This is a genomic window from Amycolatopsis sp. NPDC004772 (assembly GCF_053601215.1).
Genome location: NZ_JBSGBK010000001.1, coordinates 1 through 25328, shown reverse-complemented (window position 1 = coordinate 25328; position 25328 = coordinate 1). Strand labels below are relative to the sequence as shown.

Sequence of the window (25328 nt, the reverse complement as noted above, 5' to 3'; positions counted from 1 at the left end):
GCGGGCAGCGGCCGGGAGGTTCACGCGAGTTCCCGCCGGCCTTCCGGCAGCCGCAGCCGGCGGGCGGCCAGCACGAACAGCAGCAGCACGAGCGCGAGCGTCCAGGGGGTCGTGCCCCAGATCTGCGAGGCCACCGCGCCGACGCGCTCGGCGAGGCCGCCCCGCGCGAGGGTCGTCAGCGAGCCGAGGCACCACGCGGCCACCCCGGCCGCCGCCCCCACGCCCGACGACCACCGGACCGCGCCGGCCACGGCGATGGCCGAGGCGAGGAGCGACTGCCCCAGCCAACCGGTGACCAGGTCGAACACCCCGCCGCCGATGCCCGCGGCGTGCACGGCGACCGAGCCGGCCAGCGCGAGCAGCAGGTCGGCGGTCAGCACCAGCACCAGCCGGGCGGTGAACACCGTGACCGGGGACGTGGGGACCGCGAACAGCAGCTCCCCGCGCGGATCGCCGCGCCGGGACACGGTGGCGAGCGAGCCGAGCAGCGCGACCAGGACGACCGCGGCCGCGAAGTACCGGGACGCCAGCAGGGCGTCCGGGGTGATCAGCGCGATCACCACGGCCGCGGCGAGACCGCCGACGCTGAGCGGCAGCAGCGAACGCGGCATCAGCCGCAGCTGCCACCGGACCAGCAACCCGGTCGTGCGCCAGGACCGCCGGTGCTCGACCGGCCGCGGCGCCGGCTGTGACATCGGCTGTGACACCGGCGGCGACACCGGCCGCAGCTGCGGCAGCAGTACGTCGAACGCGGGCGGGTGGGCGTCCGGGGCCAGGGCGGCCGCGGCCTCGCGGGTGGCCGCGGAGAGGCCCCGCCAGGAGTCCCAGCGCAGGTGGCACGCGGCGCACGTGGCGAGGTGGCCGTCCGGCCGCGCGGCCCCGCGCAGTTCTTCGTCGGTGAGGTGGCTCATGGTGTGCTCCTGCGGACCGGTGACGGGCTGAGCCGGGCGCCCAGCTGCCGCCGTGCGTGCGACATCCTGCTTTTGACGGTGCCGACCGGGATGCCCAGCGCGGCCGCCACTTCCGGGTAGGACAAATCTTCGACGAGCACCAGTACGAGCACCTCGCGCAGGTGCTCCGGCAGTTCGGTGACCGCCGCGGCGAGCGCCGACCGCTCCGCGCCGGCCAGCACCCGGTCTTCGACGCCGGGAGCGGCGTCCGGGACCGCGGCGGCCTCGTCGAGGTCGACCTCCACCACCGACGCGCGCCGCAGGCGGTTGTGCGCCTGGCGGCGGGCGACGCCGTACAGCCATCCCCGCACCGACGATTCGGCGCGGAAGCTGCCCGCCGACTGCCACACTGCCAGCCAGGTCTCCTGCAGGATCTCCTCGGCGACCCCGGCGTCGGACGTCAAGCGGCGCAGCAGGCGGAACATCCCGCCGCTGTGCCGTTCGTAGAGGTGGCGAAGAGCACGCTGGTCGCCGCCTGCGACGGAGGACATGAGCTGCTCATCCGACCACACGTAGACATGTGTAGCAGCCGGCCGTCCCGCGGTTCACGACTCACACGATCGGGTGAGCCGCCACCCCGGCTGCCCGACCGCCTCGTGACTGCCAGTTGTCCCGCCCGGCCTTGAGGCCGGTGTCGGCCTTCTGCGTTGCTTGACGTGACGGGCCCCGGCCAAGGAGGCCCGTCCCCCAGGGGAAATCTCGCCCGGTGCGCGGACCCGCGCGCCGGTTCCGACCAAGGAGGAACCATGCCGACTATCGAGACCACCGCTCCGGCGATCGGCGACGTCGACCTGTTCGACCTCGACCTGGAGGTCGGCGTCGAGAAGATGAGCGTCACGCCGGCGATCACGAGCATCTCGCTGTGCACCCCCGGCTGCACCAGCCCGGGCGGCGGCAGCAACTGCAGCTTCTGCTGCTGATCCCACCGGCGCCGGGCCGGGGACGCCCGGCCCGGCGCCGCCGGCGCTCGCCGACTCGTCCGACCAGTCCGTCCGCACGGGGGGAGCCCGATGGATCCGCTGTTCCGCGCCTGGCCCGCCTTCCTGGTCCGGTCGCCGTTGCTCGCCGAAGCCCCGCGGGTCACCGCGGACACCCACGCCGGCATCGTGGCGGCCGCGGCCGCCGACCCGCTGCTGACCGAGGCGATCGAGCTCGCCAGTCCCAGCCTGGCCGCCGTGCTCGCCCGCGTCGCCGGCGGCGGAACGGCGGGCCTGAAACCGAAACAGCTCCGCCGCGCCGCCCTGTCCGTGCTGCGGTACGACATCCGGATGCGCACGCGGCCGACGCCGTTCGGGCTGTTCGCCGGCGTTTCCTGCGGTGAGTTCGGCTCTCCGGTCCTGCGCCGCGGGACCACCCACCGGCACCGCACCCACGTCGACATGAGCTGGCTGCTGCGGATCGTGCACCGCGCCGAAGCGGACCCGGACGTGCTGTCCGGGCTGCGCGTGCGCGCCCACCAGGCGCTGACCGGCCGCGGTGACCGCGTGCTCCTGGAGACGCCGTCGGGGCTGGGTGCCGCGCCCGGGCAGACCACCCGGACGATCGTGTCCGCGCGCCGCTCGCCCGTGGTTTCGGCCGCGCTGCGGGAGGCCGCCGCGCCGATCCCGGCCGCCGAGCTCGTCAGCCGGCTCGCCCGCCGGTTCTCCGACGGCGCCGAAGCGCCGGTGTGGCAGCTCGTGCGCGTGCTCGTCGAGCAGGAGCTGCTGCTCACGGACCTGCGGCCGCCGCTGGACGGCACCGATCCGCTGAACCACGTGCTCGACCGGCTGCCGGACGGCGACCTGCGCGCCCGGCTGCAGGAGCTCGACCGGCTGCGCGGGAAGTACGACACCCTGGCCCCCGGCGAAGGCGGCGCCGAACTCACCGGGCTGCTCGCCGCGGCCGGGCAGATCGAGGACTTCGAGACGCCGCTGCATGTCGACACGCGCGTCGACCTGCAACTCGGGCTGTCCGACGAGGTCCGCACCGAGGTCGAGCGGGCCGCCGAAGTGCTGTGGCGGCTGTCCCCGCCCCGGCTGGGCATGCGCCCGCTGCGCGGGTTCCACGGCCGCTTCCTCGAGCGCTACGGCGCCGACCGCCTGGTCCCGGTGCTCGAACTGCTCGACGCGACCCGCTCGCTGGGCGCCCCGGCCGGGTACGAGTGGCCGGAAAGCGAAGCCGCCCCCGAGGAACCGCGGGAGCCGTCGAGCACCCGGCGCGACCGCTTGATCAGCGAGCTGGCGATGGGGGCGCTGCGGTCGGGCTCCCGCGAAGCCGTCCTCACCGACGATCTCGTCCGCGAACTCGCGTACGACGAAGCGGACCCGGCCGACCTGCCCAACTCGTGCGAGCTCTACGTCCACGTCGTCGACCAGGCCGGCGGCGGCTTCCGGGTGGTCGTCTCCCCCAGCCCCGGCTCGCACCACGCGGGCGCGACGGCCGGCCGCTTCCACGACCTGCTGCCCGAGTGGCGCGACGGGGCCCAGCCGGTGCACGTCGACGGCGCGGTGCGCACCGACCTCGCGTTCATGCCCCGCTCGGGCCGGGCCGCCAACCTCGCCCACACCCGGCCGGGCACCGGGCGCCGGATCACCGCCGGCCTGCCGGACGCGCCGGGCACCGAGGAGATCCCGCTCGGCGAGGTCGCGGTCGGCGCCACCTTGGAACGGCTCTACGCGGTGCACGTCCCCACCGGGCGCGAGCTGGTGCCCGTGCTGGCGAACATGGTGAGCCCGGCCGTGCAGGCCCCGAACGCGATCCGCCTCCTGTTCGAGCTCGGGCTGGAGGGGCAGCGGCTGTGGGAACCGTGGAACTGGGGCCCGATGGCGAACGCGCCGTTCCTCCCCCGGATCCGCTACCGCCGCACGATCCTGGCGCCGGCGACCTGGCGGCTGGACGGGCTGCGCGGGGCGGCCGGCTTCGACCGCGCCGTCGCCGAGTGGCGGGCGCGGTGGCAGGTTCCCGACCGGGTCCTGGTCGTCAGCACCGACCAGCGCCTGCTGCTGGACCTCGGCGACCCGTGGCACCGCCGGCTCCTGGAGGACGAGCTGGCCCGCAACCCCGAGCTGGTGGCGCAGGAGGTCGCCGGCGGCGACGAGGCGGTCGGGGACGGGCACCTGCGCGAGATCGTGGTGTCCCTCGTCCCGCGGCCCGCGCGGGCCCGGCCGCCGCACGTGGCGCACGTCGCCGCCCGGCCCGGGCCGCCGCCGCTGGCGAGCGACTGGCTGTACCTGCTGGTCCGCGGCTCGTGCCGGGTCCAGGACGACCTGCTGCGGGACGAGGTGCCCCGGCTGGTGCAGCTGGCCACCGCGGCGGGCGCGGACCGCTGGTTCTTCATCCGCTACACCGACGCCGACGGCCACCACCTGCGCCTGCGCTTCCACGGCGAGCCGGCCCGGCTGTGGTCGGAGCTGCTGCCCGAGGCGAGCGAGCTGCTGGCCGGGTGGCAGCGGGCGGGCCTGGCCGGCGCCCACCGGATCGAGCAGTACGAACCCGAGCTGGAGCGCTACGGCGGCGCCGACGCCCAGGCCGCCGCCGAGCGGCTGTTCGGCGAGGACAGTGTCGCGGCCATCGCCTTGCTGCGATTGGCCAAGCAGGGGGCCTTCTCCCTGGACGCCCTCGGCGCGATCTCCGTCGCCGCGCTGGCCCACGCGTTCGGCGCGCCGTCGCCGGGCGCCCCGTGGGTGACCGACACCGGCGAAGCGGCCGAGTCGTGGCTGTCGATCACCGGCAGCCGGCGTGACCTGCCCGCGGAGTACCGGAAGGACCAGGCGCGGTGGCAGCGCCGGATCGACCCGGCGGGCGGCTGGGCAGGTCTCGGCGACGCCGGGGCCCCGGTGCTGGCCGCGCTGAGCCGGCGCGACGCGGCCGCCCGCGACTACGGCCGGCTCGTCCGGGAGCTCGTCGCCGACGGCCGCTGCGCGGCTCCGGAGGCCCGGATCGCCGGCAGCCTGCTGCACATGACGTGCAACCGGCTCTTCGGCGGGTCTTCCGGCCGGGAGGCGAAGGTGCTCGGCATCGCCCGCGGGGCCGTGCAGGACAACGCGAACCGGCGGAGGAACCGGCCATGACGACGTCCACAGTAGACACCGAAGAAGCCGTCCGGCTGGTCGCGGACCGGCTCGCCGACCCCGGCGCCGTCGCCGCCGTCGCCGACCGGCCGGACAACGTCGAGCCCGTCTACGGCGCCCGGATGTGGGTCCCGGTGACCCTCGCCGCCGGGCTGCCGGGCATCGCGTTGCTGTACGCCGAACTCGCGGCGGCCGACGACCGCTGGTTCGAGGTGGCGCACCGGCACGTCGCCCGGGCCGCCGAGCTGATGGCGGCACAGCCGTCGAACGGGCTCTACGCCGGCCCCGCGGCGCTGCTCGCCGCCGTGCAGCGGCTGAGCCCGAACTACGCCACGCTGCGCCGGAAGCTGACCGCCTGGGTGGCGGCCGACCAGCGGGCCCGGCTGCAAGCCTGCGCGGCGCGCACGGACCCCGGTGTCTCGTGGTCGCACTACGACGTCGTCAACGGCCTGTCCGGGACCGCGCGGCTGCTGCTGGACGCCGGCGAGACCGGCGTCGTGGAAGAGACCCTGCGGTACCTGACCGGGCTGACCGAGCCGATCACCGTGGCCGGGGTGACGGTGCCCGGCTGGTGGATCCCGCCCGAGCTGCAGCCGGTCGCCGAGGACGCCCGGCAGTACCCGCGCGGCGACTTCAACCTCGGGCTGGCGCACGGGATCCCGGGTCCGCTCGCGCTGTTCGCCGCCGCCCTCGAACGCGGGGTGGAGGTGCCCGGCCAGCGCGAGGCGATGCGGCGCATCGGCTCCTGGCTGCTCGCCCGGCGCCGGACCGACGACCACGGCGCGTACTGGCCGTGCCGGCTCGCCTGGGACGACGAAACCGGGACCGCGCCCGCCGCGGCGTTCACCCGGTCGGCGTGGTGCTACGGCGCTCCCGGCGTCGCCGCCGCCCTGCACCGGGCCGGGGGCGCGCTCGGCGAGCCGGGCTGGTGCGACGCCGCCGTCGGTGCGCTGCGCGCGGTGCTGGCCCGGGACGAGCGCGAATGGCGGCTCGACGGCCCCACCGTCTGCCACGGCTACGCCGGGCTGCTGCAGGTGGTGCGCCGCGTCGGCACCGCGTCGGGCGACCCGGTGCTGCTCGACGGCTGCGCCCGGCTGACCACCCGGGTCCTGTCGTTCGCCGACCCGGACGCCGCGTTCGTCTTCCCGCACCTCGTCCCGGACTCGCCGCGGGGCTGGCAGGACGCCATCGCGCACCGGCGCCTGGACGTCGCCGGGATGCTCGAAGGCGCGGCCGGCGTGGCCTGCGCCCTGCTGCCCGCGGCCGGTGCGTGGGACACCGCCCTGATGCTGGCCTGAGGAGGTCGCGATGCCCGGTCCGCCGGAGAAACTCCTGCTCGGCGTGAGCGGCTCGGTCGCCGTGCTGAGCCTGCCCGCCTACCTGCACGCCTTCCGCGCCGCGGGGGTGCACCAGATCGTCGCGGTGCTCACCCCGGCCGCGGAGCGCTTCCTGCCCGCGACCGCGCTTTCCGTGCTGTGCGACCGCGTCTGCACCGAAGCCGACCCGGCGGGCGGGCACGTCGCCCTCGGGCGGTGGGCCGATCACGCGCTGGTCCTGCCGGCCACCGCGAACCTGCTCGGCACGGTCGCGCACGGCCTGGCCCCCACCCTGCTCACCACCACGGTGCTGGCCGCGGACTGCCCGGTCACCTTCGCCCCGGCGATGAACCCGGTCATGTGGCAGCGCCCGGCCGTCCAGCGGAACGTGGCGCAGCTGCGCGCGGACGGCCACGACGTCGTCGACCCGATCCCGGGCACCGCCTACGAAGTGGCGAGCCGCGCGATCGTGCCGAGCATCGTGGTGCCCCCGGCCGACGTCCTGCTGGACCGGCTCCGCACCGTGGCGGAGATGTCGGCGTGACGCCCGCGTTCGACGTCCGGGACCTGGAAGTCCGCTACGGCGGGCGGTACGCCGTCGACGGCGTTTCGCTGGGCGCGCGCCCCGGGGAGATCGTCGCGCTGCTCGGCCCGAACGGGGCCGGGAAGTCCACCCTCCTCAAGGCCCTGTCCACGGCGGTGGCGCCGGACCGCGGGCGGATCGAGGTGTTCGGGCACGACGTGACGGCCGAGCCGGTCGCCGCGCGGCGCCGGATCGGCATGGTGTTCCAGGAGCAGACCCTGGACACCGACCTGCCGGTGGAGCGCAACCTCTGGTTCCACGCCCGCCTCTTCGGCCTGTCCCGGGCGCGGGCCCGGGCCCGCATCGGCGAGGTGCTGGACCGGTTCGGCCTCGCCGACCGGCGGCGGGACCCGGTCGAGGAGCTCTCCGGCGGGCTCGCGCGGCGGCTGGAGATCGCCCGGGCGCTGCTGCACTCCCCCGGGCTGCTGCTCCTCGACGAGCCGACCACCGGCCTCGACCCCGAGGTCCGGCGCGCGGTGTGGGCGGACCTGGCGCGGTTGCGCGACGACGAGCGGGTGACCGTGCTGTACGCGACCCACTACCTCGCCGAGGCCGAGCTCGCCGACAGCGTCGCGATCCTCCACAACGGACGGAAGGTCCGCAGCGGCGCTCCCGCGGTCCTCAAGGAGGAGCTGGCCGCCACCGCGCTGCTGCTGTCCACTTCGGACGATCCGGCGGCGGCCGCCGAGCTCGTCCGCGCCGGGTTCGACGCCGCGGCCGGGCCGGACGGGGTGCTGGTGCGGTGCGCGCGGCCGGAGCGGCGGATCGCCGAGGTCGTCCGCGCCGTGACCGTCCCGGTCACCGAGGTGGCGCTGCGGGAGCCCTCGCTGGACGACGTCTACTTCGCCACCACCGAGGCCTGAAGGCGGGAACCATGACTCTGCAGGACGTGCCCGTGCGCGCCACGACGGCGCCCGAGCCCGCGGCCGCGCCGTGGACGGAGATCGGCCGCGCGCTGGCGGTGGTCGCCGGCCGCGACCTCTACCGCCAGTTCCGCCACCCCGGCTCGCTGGTGGCCCAGGCCGTGCAGGTGGTGTTCTTCCTGCTCGTCTACGCGGTCGGGTTCGACGGGATGATCGCCGCGGTCGACGGCGTCCCGTTCAGCGCGTACGTCTTCCCGGGGATCATCGCCATCCAGGTCGTCACGCTCGGGGTGAGCTCGGGCTTGAGCTACGCCTTCGACCGGGAGTACGGCGCGCTGCGGGAGATGCTCGTGGCACCGGTGCCGCGGCTGTGCTTGCCGCTCGGCAAGGTCCTCGCGACGGCGGTGACGGCCGGGGCGCAGAGCGCGATCATGCTGGCCTTCGCGCCGGTGGTGGACCTGCGGCTGACGCCGTGGTCCTACCTCGCCGGGGTGGCGGCCTTCACCGCCACCGGCGCGGCGTTCGGCGTGTTCGGCGCGTTCCTGGCGACGGTGATCACCCGCGTCCAGACCCTGCAGTCGGCGGTCCAGCTGGCGATGTACCCGCTGCTGTTCCTGTCCGGCTCGGTGTTCCGGCCGGACAGCGGGCCGGCCTGGCTGTCCGCCGCGCTGAAGGTCAACCCGATGACGTATGCCGTCGACGGCGTCCGGCAGCTGCTGGTCTCCTCGAGCGGGGCCTTGCCGTGGTGGCTGGACGTGGCCGTCGTCGGGGGCCTGACGCTGGTCTTCGGGGTGGTCCTGCGGCTGCGGGTGGGCCGGTGAGCGCGCCGGAGTGGCTCGAAGCGCACCTCGAGTGGTTCGATCCGCGCGTCTGGAACGAACAGCTCCCGGCCCGGCCGTTCCCCGCCGGCCCGCTCCTCGAACTCCTCCTGCTGTGCGAGCGCGTCCCCGGCCTCGCCGTCACCGGGCCCGCCCTCGAACTGGCGGACCGGCTGACGTCGGCCCCGGAGTTCCGCGCCGGGCTGTACCGGGGGGACGCCCACTTCACCTACCACGTCTGGGTGCTGGTGCTGATGCACCGCCTCGGCGTCCCGCGGCCGCGGCTGCTGTCGGCCGCGCAGGCCCTGCTCGACAGCGGGATCCGGCCCACCCTGGACGGGGTGGCGGCGCTGGAACTGCGGTACGTGACCGATCTGGGCGGGCTGGCGAACCCCGGGCTGCCACCGGTGAGCGAGCTCTACGACCGCTGGCGGGCGGGCCAGCACTTCGACCCGTTCCGGCTGACGGCGAACGAGTGCTACGCGCTGACCCACGCGGTCTTCTACGCGACGGCGTTCGGCGACGCATCGCTGCCAGAGGCCCCGGAGCCGGCGAGGACGGCCCGCCTGCTGCTGGCGGCCTGCCTGGCCGACGACGACCTCGACCTGGGCGCGGAACTGTTCCACGCGGCCCTCCTGGCCGGCGGCCCGGACGCCCTCGGCCCGGCCCGCCACCGGCTGGCCACGGCGGCCAGGGAGGACGGAGCGGTGGCCGGGCCCGTCCACGACCCGGCGGTCTTGGCGCGGCTGACGGGCCGGAAGGCCGAGGCGTACCTGTTCGGGACGTGCTACCACACGACGATCGTCACGGAACTCGCCCTCGCCGCCCCTTGGAGCGGCCCGCCCGAACCGCGCGGGGTGGAGATGGAGCCGGCCGAGGAGCTGGTCATCGCCCTTCGCCGCAACGACTTGGGAAGGACGGCCAGGGTGCTGCAACAGGCGGCCGACTCGGGTCGGCGGGGACAGGTGATCACGGCGGCGGCCCACCGGCTGCGGGCCCAACGCCAACCTGATGGCGGCTTCGGCATCCCGGCGGACGCCGTCCTGACGGCCTCGTGCCTCGCGGCACTCGAGGCTTGCGAACGGGCGGGGCTGCCGGGGTTCGAGCCGCCGGATCTGGTCGCGGCCGGCTCGCTCGAAGGCGAGCCCCGCTGATCGCGTTGGTCGAGCCGCCGGATCTGGTCGCGGCCGGCTCGCCCGCCTCGGTCGAAGGCGAGCCCCGCTGACCGTGGTTGCGAGTTCTGCCAACCGGGCAGATTTTCGGTCACTCGCGGGCCTGCACTGGCCGCGGCGCCCGGACCCGGCCGGCCCAGCGGGCCGAACTCCACCCCCCAGCGAACATCACCCGATCGGGTGGCCGACCGGCCCCAGGCCCTTCGCCCCTGGCCGGACCGGCCCCAGCCGGGCCAGACTGGGGGTAAGTCACCCGGTGGAGCCTGCGCGGCGATATCGGGTGGCCCAGGTCCGCGGCCGGTTCAAACCAGAGCCTCCGCAGACCGCTTCACGACGAGCCCGGCCGGGCGACGCCGTCGGGCTAAGACCGGCAGAACACGGCGTCCGGCGTCCGGCCCGAGCCGATCCGGCCCGTGTAGGCGACACCGGCGACGTACTCCCCCGGTGCGCACTGGCCCTTGTAGTTCCCGGTCGCGAAGTCGCCGCCGGGGTCGCCGGCAGGGCGGTTGTCGCCCCGGTCGAACCACACCGTTCGGCCCGTGCGGCCCAGCGGGGTCGCCGACCGGCCGCACAACACCGCCGAGAACGCCGCGCCCTGGACGCTGTACCCGACGACCGCCGAGTCGGGCGGGCACTGCGTCTTCGTGTAGCCGGATGCCCAGTCGGTGTCGACGAACGCCTCGTCGCGGACCACGACGTACCCGGTGGGCGCCGGGAGGGCTCCGGTGCACAGGCCGCGGTTGCCGGTGTGGGCCAGGCCCGCGAGCCGCCGGCCGTCGGGGCAGGCGCCCTTGCGGGCGCCCGGGTTCCAGTCCGGCAGCGCGCGCACCTGGCGTGACTCCTGGAAGTCGCCGTAGTCGAGGTTCAGCATCGACCAGCGCGCCGCGTCGTCCGGGATCGGCCCGGTCCGGGACGGCGCGGCGATCAGCCGCCGCCACGCGGGGCCGCGCCAGTCCGTGCCGTCGAGCACGTCGATGCGGTGCCCCGCGGCGTCGTACTCGAGCAGGGCCCAGCCGTCACCGGAGCCGTTGGCCTGGAACCCGACCGCGGGCCAGTAGGCGAAGTCGGTGTCCGTCTCGGCCAGGTAGTTCACGAAGTTCTCGAAGAACGCGCGCGACGCCGGGTCGGTGGTGTTGCGGCCCTCGCCGAATTCGCTGATCCACAGCGGCGCGGTGTAGTGCTTGCCGGTGTCGGCCGAGACGAAGAACGCCTGCCGGTACAGGGTGTCCCGCAGGTCCTGGAGCGAGAGGTCGCGGTAGCGTGGGTCGTGCGTCTCGCCGATGCCGGTCGCGCCGGAGTGGTTGGGCCCGGTGTAGCCGTAGAAGTGCGCCGAATAGACGAGCTTGCCCGAGTCGACGAGCGTGTGCGACAGCGTCCGGGCGGGTTCGAGGGTCGGGCGGCCGTGCGGGAAGCCGTCGATCGGCAGCCCGGTCCAGTTGATGCCCTCGACGAAGATCAGCAGGTCGCGGTTCGCCTCGGTGAGGATGCGGTCGGCGACCTGCTGGCTCGCGCGCTGCCAGTCGGTGCCGTTGCCCCAGCCCCAGTTGGGGTCGTCGAAGGTGGTGCGGCGGACCTCGTTGTAGAGGTCGGCGCCGACGACGCGCTTGTTCGCGGCGTAGCGGCGCGCCATGAACAGCCAGTCGTCCTGCCACTGCTGCTCGGTCTGCGCGGTGTTCCAGCGTTCGTTGCCGTCGAGCCCGCAGCACCAGCGCGAGGTCGTGGTGTGGTTGTTGAGGATGACGGCGAACCCGCGCGCGGTCAGCCGGTCGACGACGCGGTCGTAGACCTGCAGCGGGGTGAGGCCGCGCAGGTCCGGGTTGGCGGCCAGGTCCGGGACCGGCCGGGTGTCGTGGAGCATCGCGTTGGAGAACTGCAGCCGGACGCTGTTGAGGCCGAGCTGCGCGAGCCCGTCGATCACCGTGTCGATCGACGCGCGGTCGAGCCCGAGCGGGGTCTGGTAGGCGAGCTCGCCGGCGTGGTGGTTCGCCGGATCGGTCACGTCGCCGGAGCCGGTCCACGTGCCGCTCGCGCCGTGCCAGTTGGCGGCCTTCAGCTTGAAGCGGTCGCCGTGCGCGTCGACGATGTACCGGCCGCGGGTGCTGAGCGGCCCGGTCCAGGACGGCGGGCCCGGCTCGGCGGCCCGCGCGAGGGGCACGACGACGCCGGCGGTGGCGAGCAGGACGGTGAGCAGCACACCAAAGATCCTCACGCGAGTGAGTCAACCAACTCGCGGCCCGCCGGGTAAGGGCCATAAGGAGGTGATCGGGCGGCCGAGCCGCCGGCCCGCTCACCGTGGCGGCCGGCCCGATCCGTCCACAGTGGAGTCTCGCGGTCGGCGCGCCCGTGGGACAGGGGCCGGCGTGTCCGGTTCAGGGGGTCGGGGTGCGGTCACCCAGCCAGGCTCGGGCGGCGGCCAGGTAGTCCCGCGTCACGGCGGTGTCGGGCGCCCACGCCTCGAAGCCGTGGGGTGCGCCGGGGACCACGTGCAGCGTGGCGTCGACCCCCGCCTCGCGCAGCCGGTGGGCGTACGCGGCGGACTCGTCGTGGAGCAGGTCGATGTCGCCCACGCCGATCCACGCCGGGGGCAGCCCGGCGAGGTCTTCGCGGCGGGCCGGTACGGCGTAGGACGGCACGTCCGGGGCGCCCGGTTCGGTGCCGAGGTAGGACCGCCAGCCGAAGCGGTTGAGGCGGTTGTCCCAGCCGCGGTGGTTGCGGTCGTCGAGCTCGCGGCGGGCGGCGGTGCGGTCGTCGAGCATCGGGCACAGCAGCCACTGCGCGTGCGGCCGCTCGCCGCGGTCGCAGAGGCGCTGGACCAGCGCGGCCGCGAGCGCGCCACCGGCGCTCTGCCCGCCGACGACGACCCCGTCCGGCCCGCCGGTCTGGTCGCGGGCCCAGGTCCAGGCCGCGTGGCAGTCGTCGAGCGCGGCCGGGTACGGCGCGTCCGGGGCGAGCCGGTACTCCACGGACACCACCGTGATGCCGAGCTCCCGCGCCGTTTCCCCGCAGAGCCGGTCGTCCTGCGCCGCACGGCCGACGACGAAGCCGCCGCCGTGGATCCACAGGAGGGTGCGCCCGGGCCGCGCGACCCGCGGGCGGTGCACCCGCCACCCCGGCGTGCTTTCGACGTCCACGCCCGCCACCTCGACCGGCTGGATCTGCGCGGTCGCGGCGCGAATCCGCGGCAGCACCCCGGCTTCCTCCAGCGGCACGCGCGGGAGCCGGTCGGCTCGAGGACGGAGTTCGGGAGCGATCTCGGCGAGTTTCACCGCACTGCCCCGATCGTGGTCTGCGTCGTCGTGATCATGGCCTCACATTAGCGCGCAAACCCGCCTGGTGATGGCGTTCCCCCAACTTGGGTACCCCTATGTTTCCTTCTGACAGAGGGGAAAATGCCTTGCTGTACCGGTTGTCTTGTCTATCCGAATTGGAGTGTTTGACTGTCCACTGAGGACTGCATACGCGCGCGCGAGGAAAATCGGCCAGTCCCCGGCGGCTGCTTCGGTACCCTGACGCGCATGCCGACCTACCGCGTGCTCGTCCGGGGGAAGTTCGACCGGCCGAGCGAGGCCGTCCGCGAAAAACTGCTGGCCAACGCCACCGACGACGACCTCTCCGGCCTGTCGTTCGGCGAACCGGGCACGCTGACCTACAGCCGGCACCTGGGCGGGTTCGGTTTCCGGGTCCTGGTCGAGGTCGCCGCGGGGGCCGGGGCTGCGCAGCGGGCGCACGACGACGCCGAACTGCGGGCGATGGACCTGCTCGACCGCGAGGGCTATCCCTACCGTGGCCTCACGGTGAGCTCGACCAGCCTGGACGACGTCCGGACCGCGCGCCGCTGAGGCCGGCCGGAAAGCGGGTGGCGGGCCGGACCTGCCACCCACGGTCCGGGTACCACCATCCCCGGTCTCCCGTCGTGCGGGGCGGCGATGAGCACGCCTGATCGTCACTTCAGGACGATCGCCGGGGCTCACTCCCGGCGGGCCACCCAGGCCGCGATCTGCGCCCGGTTCCCGAAGCCCAGCTTGGCCAGGATGTGCTGGATGTGCGTCTCGGCGGTGCGCGGCGAGATGACCAGCGCGGCCGCGATCTCGCGGCTGGTCAGCCCTCGGGCGACGAGCTGCGCGACCTCCCCTTCGCGACCGGACAGCGGCGACGGCTGCTTCGCCTGCGGCGCCCGCAGGTCCAGGGCGAAGCGGTCAGCCTCGTCGCCGGCCATGGCGCGGCCGGTGGCGAACGCCTTTTCGAACCGGGCGTTGCCGAGGGCGGCGCGGGTGTTCGCGATGTGCGTGCCGTGCGGGATGGCGACCGCGAACTCGGGTGCCGTGCCGATCCGCTCCCAGTTCGCCGCCGCGATGCCGAACAACGTGGCGGCCCGCGCGTGCTCGCCCGCCCGGTCGGCGATCCAGGCCAGTGTGTCGAGCCGGTAGGCGCGGCCCTGCAGGTCGCCGAGGCGCACGTCGAGCCGGAGCGCTTCGGTGGCCGCCCGGGCCGCCGCCGCGGCGTCGCCGAACTCGACCTCCACGACCGCTTCCCCGAACAAGGACATCGCGCGGTAGAACAGCTCGTCCTCGCCGGTGAGCTCGCGCATGCGGCGCAGCGCGCCGTGCGCGGCCTCGAGGTTGCGGTCGCGGTAGGCCACCGAAACGCCGTGGATGAACAGCGGGTGCAGTTCGTCGCGCACCAGTCCGTGCTCGCGGAAGGCCGCGGCGGTCTCGGCCGCGAGCCCCGCCGAGCCCGGCCGGTTGGTCAACATCGCCACGAAACTGCGCACGTGCAGGACGCGCGCGTGCAGCACGGGGTCGTCGTCGAAGGCTTCGGCCTCGGCCACCAGCCGCACCGCGTCGCCGACGTCGCCCAGCCACAGCGTGTACAGCGCGCACACGCACAACGCCCGGCCGCGGTCGGGGTGCCCGGGCGCGGCCAGCGCGAGCGCGCGGGTGAGCCAGCTCTTCGCTTCGGCGGCCAGCCCGCGCAGCAGCCAGTATTCGGACGGACGCGCGGCGATCCGCAGGGCGACGCCCGCTTCGTCCGAAGTGGACAGTGACCGGTCCAGTGCGGCCCGCAGGTTCGCGTGGTCGCGGGTCAGGCCGGCGAGCAGGCGCTGCTGCCGGCCGCTCACCCACCCGGCTTCGGCGCGCGCGGTCAGCCGGTCGAACCACTCCGCGTGCCGCCGCGCCACCCGCTCGCGCTCGCCCGACCGCTCCAGGCGTTCCTGCCCGTACTCCCGCAGGGACTCCAGCAGCCGGTAGCGGACCACGTCGTCGTCCTGCCGCCGGACGAGCACCGACTTGTCGAGCAGGCCGTCGACCAGCTCGAGCACCTCGTCCGGCGGGACGTCGCACACGTACGCGGCCGCGTCGAGGTCGAAGGATCCGGCGAAGACCGACGCTCGCGCCCAGACCTCCTTCTCCGCCGGCGAGCACAGCTCGTGGCTCCAGTCGATCGCGGACCGCAGCGTCTGCTGCCGTTCCGGCGCGCCGGGCAGGCCGGATTTCAGCAGGCCGAGCCGGTCGGCCAGCCGATCGGCGATCTGCCGCGGAGACAGCGAGCGGATCCGGGCCGCGGCGAGCTCGATCGCCAGCGGCAGCCCGTCGAGGCGCGCACACAGCTCGTCCAGGACGCGCTCGGAGTCCGGGCCGGCGGGCAGGGCGGCGGGCCAGATCCGGGCGGCGCGGTCGCGGAAGAGCCGCACGGCGTCGGCCGCTTCCAGGGGCGGCACCGGCAGCACCTGCTCGCCGGGGACCGCCAGCGACTGCCGGCTGGTGGCCAGGACGACGACGTGCGGACACTCGGCCAGCAGCGTGGCGGCGAACTCCGCGCAGGCGCCGACGACGTGCTCGCAGTTGTCCAGCACCAGCAGCACCGTCCGCGGCCAGAGGTGGTCGACGACCAGCCGGTCCGGAGCCAGGCCCGGCCGCCCGTGCAGCCCGAGCCGATCCGCGACGACGTTCGCCACCAGCGCCCCATCGCGCACCTCGGCGAGCCCGGCGAACACGACACCGCCGGGAAAACCGGCGGCGACGTCCGCCGCCACCCGCACCGCGAGCCGGGTCTTGCCGACCCCGCCGGGGCCGGTGAGCGTCACCAGCCGCGCGTCACCGAGCAGCCGGCGGACTTCCGCACCCTCCCGCCGTCGGCCGACGTAGCTGGTCAGCTCGGCCGGCAGGGCGGGCTCGGGCGTGGACGTCAGTGGGCACCTCGCAGTCGGGAACTCGATCAATCTAACCGAGCCACCGGCACCGGGCGACCGCGTACGTAGCCGCGCGGCGGCAATACCGGATTTCCCCGATGCGGCGTGCGGGCCGAGGCGGTGATGATCACCGGCGTCCGGCTCGAGGAGGCTCGAAATGCCCTGGAAGCGCCACAGTGTTTTGGCAGTTGCGCTTAGGGTCGCGGCGGGTGCTTCGCCGTTCCGCGACCGCACCCCGGCCCCCGGCCGCAGGCGGCACCGGTGACCCGCGCGGCCGCGCCTGGCCGCCGGCCCCACGACCGCACCCCGCTCCCCGGCCACAGGCGGCACCAGTGACCCGCGCCGCCGTCGAAGCCCCCGCCTGGACCTGGCCGGTGGCCCGCCTGATGACCGACGCCGTGCTCGCCGAGCTCCGGCGGGCCGTGCCCGGGTACCCGACCGCCCGGGACGGCCGGGCCTGGCGGTTCGTGGCCGTCAACCTGCACCGGACGCTCACCGGGGACGACGCCGGCTGGGACGGTGCCGATGCGGACCTGTTCCGGAAGCTGGGCGCCGCCGAGTTCGCCGCGGGGCACGATGCCCAGCGTGTGGTCCGGGCCTGCAGTGCCGGGAGCCGCCGTGCGCTGGCCGCGCTGGGCAAGCCGCCCTCCGCCGTCGTCTGCGCTTGCGCGGAGGCGCTTTTCTCCGGCGTCGAAGCCCTTTCCCGGCTGACGAGCGCCGGTTACGCCCGGGCCCGCGACGCCGGTGACCCCGGCGGCAAGCTGCTGCTCGACGCGATCCTCATCGGTGCCGCGGACCTCGAGGCCCTGTCCTGGGCCGCCCGGTGGCCCCTTCCGGAGCACGTCGTCCTCGTCGCCCTGGACCCGGGCGCGGCCGCTCCCGGCGCGCCCGTGCTCGCCGACCTGGATGCCCCGGAACCGCGGCTGCTGCTCCCGGACGGCACCGCACCCGGCCCCTTCGGCGCCCGGGCCGCCGTCGGGCCGCGGGTGCCCCTGGCCGACGCGGCGAAGTCGCTGCACTGGGCCCGCCGCACCCTGGAGCTGGTCCACGACGGCGTCCTGCCCGACCGGCCGGTCACCCACTGGGCGGACCACCTGACCACCCACTGGCTGCTGGCCGACGCCTTCCTCACCACGACCCTGGCCGACCGGGCGCTCGCCCCGCTCGACGCGCTCACCCCCACCCAGCGCACCAAGGCGGCCGACACGCTCCTCGCCCTCGTCAGCACCGGCGGCAGCGCCCCCGAGATCGCGCGGCTGCTCGGCGTGCACCCCCAGACCGTCCGCCACCGCCTGCGCCTGCTCACCGACCTCTTCGGCAGCCGGCTGTCCGACCCGGCCGAACGCCTCACCCTCGAGATCGCCCTGCGCGCGAGGAAACTCGCCGGCGAATAGGCTCGACGGCATGACCGACACCGAACCGGGCGCCTGAGCCGATGGCCCGGATCCTCGTCACCGGCGCCACCCAGGGTCTGGGCCGCCTCACCGCCGAAGAGCTGCTCGCCGACGGCCACCACGTCCTCGCCCACGGGCGGGGCGCCGGGCGGCTGGACGACCTCGCCGCCCGTGGCGCCGACGTCGTCCTCGGCGACCTCGCCGACGCCGGGGAGACCCGGGACGTCGCCGAGCAGGTGAACCGCCTCGGGCCGGTGGACACCGTGATCCACAACGCCGGCGTCATGACCGGCGCCACGATCCTTCCGGTCAACGTCGTCGCGCCCTACCTGCTCACCGCCCTCGTCGGCCCGCCCGGGCGCCTGGTCTACCTCAGCAGCGGCATGCACCGCGGCGGCCGGGCCGAACTGGCCGGCCTCGACTGGTCCGGGGCGCGTCCGACCGGGTCCTATTCGGACAGCAAGCTGCTGGTCACCACGCTCGCCGCCGCCGTCGCGCGCCGGTGGGCGCGGGTGTTCAGCAACGCCGTCGACCCCGGCTGGGTCCCGACCCGGATGGGCGGCGCGGGCGCCCCCGACGACCTGCGCGAAGGAGCCATGACCCAGGTCTGGCTCGCGACCTCCGACGATCCGGAGGCCCGCACCAGCGGCGGCTACTGGCACCACCGGCGGCACGCCGACCGGCATCCGGCGGCCGCCGGCCGGGAGTTCCAGGACCGGCTCCTCGACGCGCTCGCCGGGCACACCGGCGTTCCGTTCCCCTGACGCGCCGATTCCCGGACCCCGGGCGGCGAGCATTCCGGAAACGCGCGTGAATGCGTTACGATGACGGCGAGGCGAATCGACACCGAGGGGGCTTGCCGGTGCCCGGCATCATCGATTTCTCCGTCCGGTTTCCGAGCGGCGTGCTGAAGGTCCCGGATCTGCAGTCCGCGTCCGGGGTGCCGCTGCCGGAAATCCTCGAAATCACGCACACCGAAACCATTCCGGTCCTCGGCGAGCACGAACAGGCGTGGGAGCTCGCGGTGGACGCCGGCCGGGAGGTGCTCGACCGCAGCGGGGTCGAGCCGGGTGACGTCGGGTACGTGCTCTACGCCGGGTCCGGCGAATGGGACGTCCCCTTCTGGTCGCCGGCCGCCAAGGTGGCCGAGGAACTGGACATCCGGCGGGCGCACTGCTTCGAGGTCGCCAACTTCTGCAACGCCACCATGACCGCGGTCCAGCTCGCGGCCGACAAGATCGCCCTCGGCCGGGCCGAGCACGTCCTGGTGCTGTCCGGTGACCGGCTCGCCGGGCTCGTCGACCACGCCGACCCCGACTCGAAACCGCTGTTCAACTTCGGCGACGCGCCCGCGGCCATCCTGCTCGGCGCGCACGGCGCCCGGTTCGAGGTCGTGCACTCCGCGATGCGGACCGACCCCGCCTGGGCCGACTACTACCGTGGGGAAATCCTCGACGACCGGATCTACATGCGCCGCCGCGGGCACCGGAAAGGGCTCGGCGACGCCTACGTCCGCCATTTCGTCGAACTCGTTTCCGAAACCCTCGGCGAACTCGAGCTGCCGCTCGGGGAAATCGCGTTCCTGCTGATGAACCAGGGCGACCGCGGCATGCACGAACGCCTGCTCGGCACGCTCGGCATTCCGCGGGAGAAATCGGTGTTCAACTACGACCGGCTCGGGCACATGGGCGGGTCGGACCCGTTCATCGCCCTGCGCGGCCTGCTCGACGAGCACCGCCTCACCGAGGGGGACACGGTGCTCGTCGCCAGCAGCGGCATGGGGTTCAGCTGGGGCGTGACCGCGCTGCGCTACGGCAGCTGACGCCGCAGCTCGTCGAGGTGGTCGAAGCCGGCGAGGACGGTCTTCGTGTCGAGGCCGAAGTCGACCAGGCAGGCCACCTCGTCGACGCCGGTCTCCGCCAGCCGCCGCGCGATGCCGAGCGCCTTGGGAACGGTGCCGAGCAGGCCGCCGTCGTCGAAGTACCGCCGGAACGAGTGCTCGACCAGGAAGTCCAGCTCGTCCGGCGGCAGCTTGGCCGGGTCGACCCGGCGCTTGCCGTCGAGCCGCGAACCCAGGATCAGGCCGAGCGAGCTGCGGATGTACTCGCTCAGGGCGGGGCGGACCTGGTCGCGCACGCGGTCTTCGTCGGTGCCGAGGAAGGTGTGCACCATCAGTACGACGTGCCCGGGCCAGCCGTCGGCGTCCGGCCGCTGCGCCACCGCCTCCCGGTACGCGGCGATCTTCTCCGCCAGCTGCCCGACGTCCTGGCCGAGCAGGTGCGTGAGCAGCCCGGCCCCCAGCGCGCCGGCCGCGCGGAACGTGTCCACCGAGCCGCCGCTGGTCAGCCAGATCGGCAGGTTCGCCTGCACCGGGCGCGGATACGTGCGGAACCGCTGGAGGGTGCCGGCGCCGTCCTTGCCGGCCATTTCCTCGCCGCGCCACAGCGCGCGCACCTGCTCGGCGTAGTCGACGACCAGCCGGCGGCGGTCGGGGTAGGCGTCCGGGTTGAGGACGAAGTCCGACGCGTGCCACCCCGAGGCGAACGACAGCCCGACCCGGCCGCCGGAGATGTTGTCGACCACCGCCCACTCTTCGGCGATGCGGGCCGGGTGGTGCAGCGGCGCGACGACGCTGCCGGCGCGGATCGCCACCCGCTCGGTCACCGCGGCCACCGCGGCCCCGGTCACCGCCGGGTTCGGGTAGAGCCCGCCGAAGGGGTGGAAGTGCCGTTCCGGCGTCCACACCGCGGCGAAATCGTTGCGGTCGGCGAACTTCGCGCCTTCCAGGAGCAGTTCGTAGCGGTCACCGGACTCGGCGGTGCTGTCGTTGGCGAAGTAGAACAGGCTGAAGTCCACCGGGAAATCCCCTCCAGAACGGTCAGTTGTCGGTTGCCGGGGCGGCCGGGCCGAGAGGCACCGCCGCCCGGTCCGCGGCGGTGGCGCCGGCCCAGCGGACGACGGCGGGCGCGGCCAGCCCGGCCAGCAGCATCACCGCACCGAAGGCCAGCCAGCCCGGCGCGCCGCCGCCGATGATGAGCACGGTCACCGCGAACGGCGCCACGGTCGACCCGAGCTGGGTCGACATGCCGAACAGGCCTTGGTACTGGCCCTGGGCGTGGTCGGGGGCCAGGCCGTAGGCCAGCGACCAGGCACCGGCGCTGTGCAGCATCTCCCCCAGCACGTGCGCCAGCGCACCGGAGACGAGCACCAGCACCGCGGCCCACACCGGCAGCCCGGCGGCGAACGCGTAGAGCCCGCAGGTGACGGCGAGGACGAAACCCGCGCGCCGCAACGACTTCGCGCCGCCGTCCGGCTTCTCCGCGCCCTTGCTGACCCGGACCTGCAGCAGCACGACGCATACAGTGTTGAGCACCAGCAGCGCGGAGAACAGCGACGACGGCGCCGCCGTGCGGCGGGCGATCCACAGCGGCAGCGCGACCGTCAGCAGCGGGCCGTTCATGATCAGCACGGCGTTGATCAGCGCGAACGCCGCGTACGGCCGGTCGCGCAGCACCCGCAGGCGCGGCCCGCCGGCCGGCTGGGCCACCGGCTCGACGCTCGGCACCCGCAGGTAGCAGAGCCCGGCGACGGCGAACAGCACCCCGGCGAGCAGGAGCAGCACGACGTACCCCGTGTGCGAGTCGAAGTACAGGCCGATCCCGCCGAGCACCGCGCCCGCGGAGACGCCGATGTTCGCGATGGAGCGGAAGTACGACCACGCCCGCACCCGGTCCTCCGGCGGGACCACGGCCGCCACCAGCGTGCCGCGTGAGGCGTCGGTCGCGGACTCGCCCATCAGCACCAGGCAGGCGGTCACCGTGAGCCAGGCGAAGCTGCCGACGAACGCGTACCCGCACGCGGTGACGCCGAGGGCGCACAGGGCGATGACCGTGGCGTTGCGCGGGCCGAGCAGGTCGGCCGCGTGCCCGGCGGGCACCGCGACGACCATCCCGGCCAGCGCGCCGATGGTCAGGGCCAGCCCGACCTGCGCCGCGGCGAGGCCCAGCGAGCCGGTGAAGTACAGGACGCTGACGGACATGATGATGCCGTGCGCGGTCGTCTTGGCCAGGTTGCTGACGCTGATCACGCGCACGACGCCCGCGGGCGGCACGAGCTCGGCCAGCGCCGCGCGCAGCCGGGTCCCGGCCGTCACCGGCCGCTCGGCTCGAGCTCGAAACCGGTGAACGCGGGCTGCGCGCGCAGCGCCGGCCGGTCGATCTTGCCGTTGGCGTTGAGCGGCAGCGCGGCCAGGTGCACCAGCCGCCGCGGCACCATGTGCAGCGGGACGTGCTTGCGCAGCCACCGCCGCAGCTCCCCGGCCGGCTGCTCGTCGCCGGTGTAGAACCCGACGAGCACGGTCTCGCCGCCGGCCGGGCGGGCGAGCACCACGGCCTGGCCGATCCCCTCGTGGCGGCGCAGCGCGGCCTCGATCTCGCCGAGTTCGACGCGGTAGCCGCGCACCTTCACCTGGTTGTCGAGCCGGCCCAGGTGCACCAGCCCGCCTTCCTCGAACCGGACGCGGTCCCCGGTGCGGTAGTAGTGCTGCGGGGTCAGGCCACCGCCTTCGTAGGGTGTCGTGCCGTCCGGGCCGTGGGCCAGGAAGCGCCCGGTGTCGTCGGCCGGGTCGAGGTAGCCGTCGAACCGCTGCGGCCCCCGCACGCACAGCTCGCCCTCTTCGGCGAGCTGCCCGTCGTCACCGAGCACCACGTGGTCGAGGAAGTCGTAGACCGGGCCGATCGGCACCGTGTCGTTCGACGTCGGCGGCCAGCTCAGCGGGTCGAGGCCGAGCCGGAACTCGGTGCAGGCGACGGTCAGCTCGGTCGGGCCGTAGACGTTCGTGATCACCGCGTCGGGCGCCACGGCCTGCCAGCTCTCGGCCTGGTCGTAGGTGAGCGGCTCGCCGATGAACACGCTGTGCCGGACCCCGGTCGCCCGGCCCTTGGGCAGGGTGCCGAGCTCGTCGCCGACCGAGACCACCGACGGGACCGAGAACCAGTGCGTGATCGCCCGGTCCACCAGGTAGTCGACCGGGCTGAGCAGCTCCGCCTTGCCCGGCACGACCAGGGTCGCACCGCCGGCCCAGGTGACGAACAGGTCGTACACCGACGGGTCGAAGGTCAGGTCGAAGGTGTGCGACATCCGGCAGCCCGGGCCCACCGCGAAGCGCTCGACGTTGTGCCGGACGTAGGGCACCACGTTGCGGTGGCGGATCGGCACACCCTTCGGCCGCCCGGTGGAGCCGGAGGTGAACAGCAGGTAGGCGACGGCGCCGTCGTCGGCCGGGTGCGCCGGCAGCGGTGGTTCCCCCGCCCCGGCGAGCACGTCGGCGTCCGAGGGGGCCAGCACGGCCGGGACGGCATCCCCGAGGCCGGCCAGTTGCGGGGCGCCCGACTCGTCGGCGATCAGCACGTCCGGACGGGCCAGTTCGCACACCGTCCGGTTGCGCCGCACCGGATAGCCCGGGTTCAGCGGCAGGACGGCGGCGCCGAGCCGCTGGGCGGCCAGGTACCCCGCGAATGTCGTCACGGTGTGCGCGGCCAGCAGCGCCACCCGGGCCGGCGGACCGCCGTGCTCGGCCACCATCCGGGCCGCCAGCCCGAGCGCGCACCGGTGCAGCTGCGCGTAGGTCAGTTCGGTGGTGCCGATTTCGACCGCCACGGCGTCGGGCGTGCGGGCGGCGGTGCCGGCGAAGATCTCGTAGAGGGTCACGCCGTCACCGCCACATCGGTCAGCGAAGGCGCGGTGACCTTCATCGTCGACGGTGGTTCCGTGCGCCGCGGGACCAGGTGCAGCCGCTGGACGCCCTCCTCGGCCGGAGCCAGGGCGGCCTGGCAGCCGCAGGGGTCTTCGGCGTAGCCGGCGAACCGGTAGGCGATCTCCATCATCCGGTTCCGCGCGGTCGGCTTGAAGTCGGCGACCAGGTGCGCCCCGGCGCGCGCGGCCTGGTCGGCGAGCCAGCCCAGCACCACCGCGCCGACGCCGAACGAGACCACCCGGCACGAGGTCGCGAGCAGCTTGAGGTGCCACGCCCCGGCGTCCTTGGCCACCAGCAGCACCCCGACCGCGCCGTGCGGGCCGAACCGGTCGGCGAGCGTGGTCACCAGGACCTCGTGGCGCTCGTCGGAGAGCAGGCCGCGCAGCACGGCGTCCGGGTAGTGCACGCCGGTGGCGTTCATCTGGCTGGTGCGCAGGGTCAGTTCCTCGACGCGGGAGAGCTCCTCCTCACCCGCCCGGCGGATCCCGAGCTCCAGGTCCAGCGAGCGCAGGAAGTCCTCGTCGGGCCCGTCGAAGCGGTCGCGGGCGGCGTCGCGGCGGAAGGAGGCCTGGTACATCGTGCGGCGCCGCCGCGCATCGACCGTGACGGTGGCCGGGCTGAACTCCGGCCGGCCGAGCAGCTCCGGCACGTCGGTGGCGTCGTAGCAGCGCACCTCGGGCAGGTGGTGGGCGACCTCCGCGCGTTCGACCGGCTGGTCGTCGACGAAGGCGATGGTGCCGAGCGCGAACTTCAGCTCGCCGGCGATCTCGCGCACCGAGCCGGACTTGCGGCCCCAGCCGATCTTCGGCAGCACGAAGTACTCGGCCAGGCCGAGCGCCTCCAGCCGCTCCCAGGCATGGTCGTGGTCGTTGCGGCTGGCCACCGATTGCAGGATGCCGCGCGCGTCCAGCTCGCGCACCACCGCGCGGACCTCCTCGGCCACGCCGACCTCGGCGTCCTCCAGCAGGGTGCCTCGCCACAACGTGTTGTCGAGGTCCCAGACCAGGCACTTCACCGTAGTCACGGCTGTTCCCTTCCCGCTCAGACCCGCCACAGCGACACCGCCCACGCGGCCACCGGACTGTTGTTCAACACCAGCACGTGTTCCCCCGCCGAGACCTCGCCCGAGCGGAGCAGGCCGTCGAGGTTGAGCACGACGTCCATCGCGCCGACGTGCCCGTAGCCGGCCAGGTTCCGGGCGCACACCGGGTGGATCGGCAGGCCCAGCAGGGTTTCGTAGAAGTCGTACGCACTCGCGGTCACGTTCTGCATCAGCGTGGCGGCGACCCCGTCCTTGCCCAGGCCCGCGTCGGCGAGCACCTCGTCGACCAGCCGGCTCAGCCGCAGCCTGCTGTGCATGGCGAGCTCGAACCGGTAGCGGTCGGGCGAGGAGCACTCTTCGCGCCACTCGTACCAGGGCGCCTGCTTGTAGTCGACGCGGAACAGGTCGTGGAAGCTGCCGTCGGTCTCCTGCCGGTGCGCCACCAGCTCCGGCCGCCCGCCGCGGACCACCGTCATGGCGTAGGCGCCGTCCCCGATCACGGTGACCGGGTAGCGGACGCGGTCGGCGCCGGCCGGGCGGCTCGCGTGCGTGATCAGGACGCTCTGCTTCGCCGGATCCGCCAGCAGCAGGTCCCGGGCCAAGGCCCAGGCCACGCTCGAGCCCGCGCACCCGAGCCCGTCGACGGTGAAGGAGAACGTCTTCTGCAGCCCGCAGCCGTCCTGGACCCGGCCGACGTCCGAGCCCAGCAGGACGTCCGGCGCCCGCGGGCCGACCATGACGAGCACGTCGGGCTCGCCCGGTGTCTCCTTGAGCAGTTCCTGGCACGCCCGGGTCGCGTACTCCGCCGTGTCGGCCTCCGGGAAGACCCCGACCCGCGACACCCCGCTGGCCGTGGCGAACTCGGCTTCCTCGGCCGGCAGGGAGTCCAGTTCGGACAGTGCCGTCACGTCGGTGAAGTCCTCGGGCAGGACACAGTGGACGGTGCCGATCCCGATCATGTCCGCTCCCGTCATGCCCACGTCCGCAGGGCTTCTTCGGCCAGCACGAGCTCGCTGATCTCGTTGCTGCCCTCGATGATTTCCATCAGCTTCGCGTCCCGGTAGGCGCGCGCGACCGGGTGCCCGTCGCGGGCGCCGGCCGAGCCCAGCAGCTGCACGGCGGTGGCCGCGCCCGCCGCCGCTCCCGGCGCGGCGGCGGGCGTGGCCAGCACGGCGGCGCCGCCGAGGTCCGGGTCG

Annotated in this window: 22 protein-coding genes; 11 read left to right on the top strand and 11 right to left on the bottom strand. The window is 74.5% G+C overall.

Going from position 1 to position 25328, the window contains the following annotated elements; translation table 11 throughout:
- Positions 1-20: 20 nt before the first annotated feature.
- Positions 21-911, bottom strand: coding sequence for a hypothetical protein (locus ACWEF6_RS00110; protein ID WP_449680823.1), 891 nt, complete (start codon positions 909-911; stop codon positions 21-23).
- Positions 908-1441: an RNA polymerase sigma factor gene (locus ACWEF6_RS00105; RefSeq protein ID WP_449680822.1), complete on the bottom strand. Its 534-nt coding sequence runs from the start codon at positions 1439-1441 to the stop codon at positions 908-910. The genes ACWEF6_RS00110 and ACWEF6_RS00105 overlap by 4 nt, the downstream gene beginning before the upstream one ends.
- Before the next feature lie 255 nt (positions 1442-1696).
- Between ACWEF6_RS00105 and ACWEF6_RS00100 the strand changes: the two genes are divergently transcribed.
- From ACWEF6_RS00100 to ACWEF6_RS00070, 7 genes are all read left to right on the top strand, one after another.
- The gene (locus ACWEF6_RS00100) at positions 1697-1870 is read left to right on the top strand and encodes a gallidermin/nisin family lantibiotic (RefSeq protein WP_449680821.1); all 174 of its coding nucleotides are present in this window, start codon (positions 1697-1699) and stop codon (positions 1868-1870) included.
- A gap of 90 nt (positions 1871-1960) precedes the next feature.
- Positions 1961-4999, top strand: a complete 3039-nt coding sequence (locus ACWEF6_RS00095; protein ID WP_449680820.1) for a lantibiotic dehydratase — start codon at positions 1961-1963, stop codon at positions 4997-4999.
- Positions 4996-6297, top strand: a complete 1302-nt coding sequence (locus ACWEF6_RS00090) for a lanthionine synthetase C family protein (RefSeq protein ID WP_449680819.1) — start codon at positions 4996-4998, stop codon at positions 6295-6297. The genes ACWEF6_RS00095 and ACWEF6_RS00090 overlap by 4 nt, the downstream gene beginning before the upstream one ends.
- A 10-nt stretch (positions 6298-6307) precedes the next feature.
- Entirely contained in the window at positions 6308-6859 is a 552-nt protein-coding gene (locus ACWEF6_RS00085) for a flavoprotein (RefSeq protein WP_449680818.1), read from the top strand.
- A complete protein-coding gene (locus tag ACWEF6_RS00080) occupies positions 6856-7761 on the top strand; it encodes an ABC transporter ATP-binding protein (RefSeq protein WP_449680817.1) in 906 nt (301 codons plus the stop codon). Before ACWEF6_RS00085 ends, ACWEF6_RS00080 begins: the two co-directional genes overlap by 4 nt.
- Before the next feature lie 11 nt (positions 7762-7772).
- Positions 7773-8582: an ABC transporter permease gene (locus ACWEF6_RS00075; protein ID WP_449680816.1), complete on the top strand. Its 810-nt coding sequence runs from the start codon at positions 7773-7775 to the stop codon at positions 8580-8582.
- A complete protein-coding gene (locus tag ACWEF6_RS00070; protein ID WP_449680815.1) occupies positions 8579-9733 on the top strand; it encodes a DUF6895 family protein in 1155 nt (384 codons plus the stop codon). The genes ACWEF6_RS00075 and ACWEF6_RS00070 overlap by 4 nt, the downstream gene beginning before the upstream one ends.
- A gap of 379 nt (positions 9734-10112) precedes the next feature.
- On the opposite strand, the gene ACWEF6_RS00065 is transcribed toward ACWEF6_RS00070, so the two are convergent.
- Together ACWEF6_RS00065 and ACWEF6_RS00060 are read right to left on the bottom strand one after the other, a co-directional pair.
- Complete coding sequence (locus ACWEF6_RS00065; RefSeq protein WP_449680814.1) at positions 10113-11960, bottom strand: glycoside hydrolase family 5 protein; 1848 nt, start codon at positions 11958-11960, stop codon at positions 10113-10115.
- A 160-nt stretch (positions 11961-12120) separates the two neighbouring features.
- A complete protein-coding gene (locus ACWEF6_RS00060; RefSeq protein WP_449680813.1) occupies positions 12121-13017 on the bottom strand; it encodes an alpha/beta hydrolase in 897 nt (298 codons plus the stop codon).
- Positions 13018-13266: 249 nt separating this feature from the next.
- Here ACWEF6_RS00060 and ACWEF6_RS00055 point away from each other — a divergent pair, with 249 nt between their 5' ends.
- Positions 13267-13590 carry a DUF6204 family protein gene (locus ACWEF6_RS00055; RefSeq protein ID WP_449680812.1) on the top strand — a complete coding sequence of 108 codons (324 nt, stop codon included), beginning with the start codon at positions 13267-13269 and terminating at the stop codon, positions 13588-13590.
- Between the two features lie 128 nt (positions 13591-13718).
- Here the strand turns inward: ACWEF6_RS00055 and ACWEF6_RS00050 are convergent, their stop codons facing one another.
- On the bottom strand, positions 13719-15971 hold the full coding sequence (locus tag ACWEF6_RS00050) for an ATP-binding protein (protein ID WP_449680811.1): 2253 nt from the start codon (positions 15969-15971) through the stop codon (positions 13719-13721).
- A 302-nt stretch (positions 15972-16273) separates the two neighbouring features.
- Between ACWEF6_RS00050 and ACWEF6_RS00045 the strand changes: the two genes are divergently transcribed.
- The 3 genes from ACWEF6_RS00045 to ACWEF6_RS00035 all read left to right on the top strand — a co-directional run bounded on the left by ACWEF6_RS00045 (position 16274) and on the right by ACWEF6_RS00035 (position 19157).
- Positions 16274-17335: a PucR family transcriptional regulator gene (locus ACWEF6_RS00045; RefSeq protein WP_449680810.1), complete on the top strand. Its 1062-nt coding sequence runs from the start codon at positions 16274-16276 to the stop codon at positions 17333-17335.
- 41 nt (positions 17336-17376) lie between these two features.
- Entirely contained in the window at positions 17377-18099 is a 723-nt protein-coding gene (locus tag ACWEF6_RS00040) for an SDR family NAD(P)-dependent oxidoreductase (RefSeq protein ID WP_449680809.1), read from the top strand.
- A gap of 98 nt (positions 18100-18197) precedes the next feature.
- Positions 18198-19157, top strand: coding sequence for a 3-oxoacyl-ACP synthase III family protein (locus ACWEF6_RS00035; protein WP_449680808.1), 960 nt, complete (start codon positions 18198-18200; stop codon positions 19155-19157).
- Here ACWEF6_RS00035 and ACWEF6_RS00030 read toward each other — a convergent pair.
- The 6 genes from ACWEF6_RS00030 to ACWEF6_RS00005 form a co-directional block, all read right to left on the bottom strand.
- Positions 19145-20191: a MupA/Atu3671 family FMN-dependent luciferase-like monooxygenase gene (locus tag ACWEF6_RS00030; protein ID WP_449680807.1), complete on the bottom strand. Its 1047-nt coding sequence runs from the start codon at positions 20189-20191 to the stop codon at positions 19145-19147. The two genes, ACWEF6_RS00035 and ACWEF6_RS00030, sit on opposite strands and share 13 nt — an antisense overlap.
- A gap of 22 nt (positions 20192-20213) precedes the next feature.
- The gene (locus tag ACWEF6_RS00025) at positions 20214-21488 is read right to left on the bottom strand and encodes an MFS transporter (RefSeq protein ID WP_449680806.1); all 1275 of its coding nucleotides are present in this window, start codon (positions 21486-21488) and stop codon (positions 20214-20216) included.
- Entirely contained in the window at positions 21485-23044 is a 1560-nt protein-coding gene (locus ACWEF6_RS00020; protein ID WP_449680805.1) for an amino acid adenylation domain-containing protein, read from the bottom strand. The genes ACWEF6_RS00025 and ACWEF6_RS00020 overlap by 4 nt, the downstream gene beginning before the upstream one ends.
- Complete coding sequence (locus ACWEF6_RS00015) at positions 23041-24105, bottom strand: HAD-IIIC family phosphatase (protein WP_449681026.1); 1065 nt, start codon at positions 24103-24105, stop codon at positions 23041-23043. The genes ACWEF6_RS00020 and ACWEF6_RS00015 overlap by 4 nt, the downstream gene beginning before the upstream one ends.
- Before the next feature lie 26 nt (positions 24106-24131).
- Positions 24132-25106 (bottom strand): 3-oxoacyl-[acyl-carrier-protein] synthase III C-terminal domain-containing protein, encoded by a 975-nt coding sequence (locus tag ACWEF6_RS00010; RefSeq protein WP_449680804.1) that lies wholly within the window; start codon positions 25104-25106, stop codon positions 24132-24134.
- Positions 25103-25328, bottom strand: a 226-nt coding sequence (locus ACWEF6_RS00005; RefSeq protein ID WP_449680803.1) for an acyl-CoA dehydrogenase family protein, incomplete at its 5' end; no start/stop codon positions are given. The genes ACWEF6_RS00005 and ACWEF6_RS00010, both read right to left, overlap by 4 nt.

Bases quoted from the DNA above. Each gene is read 5' to 3' on its own strand.
- ACWEF6_RS00055 (WP_449680812.1), top strand. From the start codon at position 13,267: ATGCCGACCTACCGCGTGCTCGTCCGGGGGAAGTTCGACCGGCCGAGC.
- ACWEF6_RS00090 (WP_449680819.1), top strand. From the start codon at position 4,996: ATGACGACGTCCACAGTAGACACCGAAGAAGCCGTCCGGCTGGTCGCG.
- ACWEF6_RS00085 (WP_449680818.1), top strand. From the start codon at position 6,308: ATGCCCGGTCCGCCGGAGAAACTCCTGCTCGGCGTGAGCGGCTCGGTC.
- ACWEF6_RS00095 (WP_449680820.1), top strand. From the start codon at position 1,961: ATGGATCCGCTGTTCCGCGCCTGGCCCGCCTTCCTGGTCCGGTCGCCG.
- ACWEF6_RS00105 (WP_449680822.1), bottom strand. From the start codon at position 1,441: ATGTCCTCCGTCGCAGGCGGCGACCAGCGTGCTCTTCGCCACCTCTAC.
- ACWEF6_RS00075 (WP_449680816.1), top strand. From the start codon at position 7,773: ATGACTCTGCAGGACGTGCCCGTGCGCGCCACGACGGCGCCCGAGCCC.
- ACWEF6_RS00100 (WP_449680821.1), top strand. From the start codon at position 1,697: ATGCCGACTATCGAGACCACCGCTCCGGCGATCGGCGACGTCGACCTG.
- ACWEF6_RS00110 (WP_449680823.1), bottom strand. From the start codon at position 911: ATGAGCCACCTCACCGACGAAGAACTGCGCGGGGCCGCGCGGCCGGAC.
- ACWEF6_RS00040 (WP_449680809.1), top strand. From the start codon at position 17,377: ATGGCCCGGATCCTCGTCACCGGCGCCACCCAGGGTCTGGGCCGCCTC.
- ACWEF6_RS00010 (WP_449680804.1), bottom strand. From the start codon at position 25,106: ATGACGGGAGCGGACATGATCGGGATCGGCACCGTCCACTGTGTCCTG.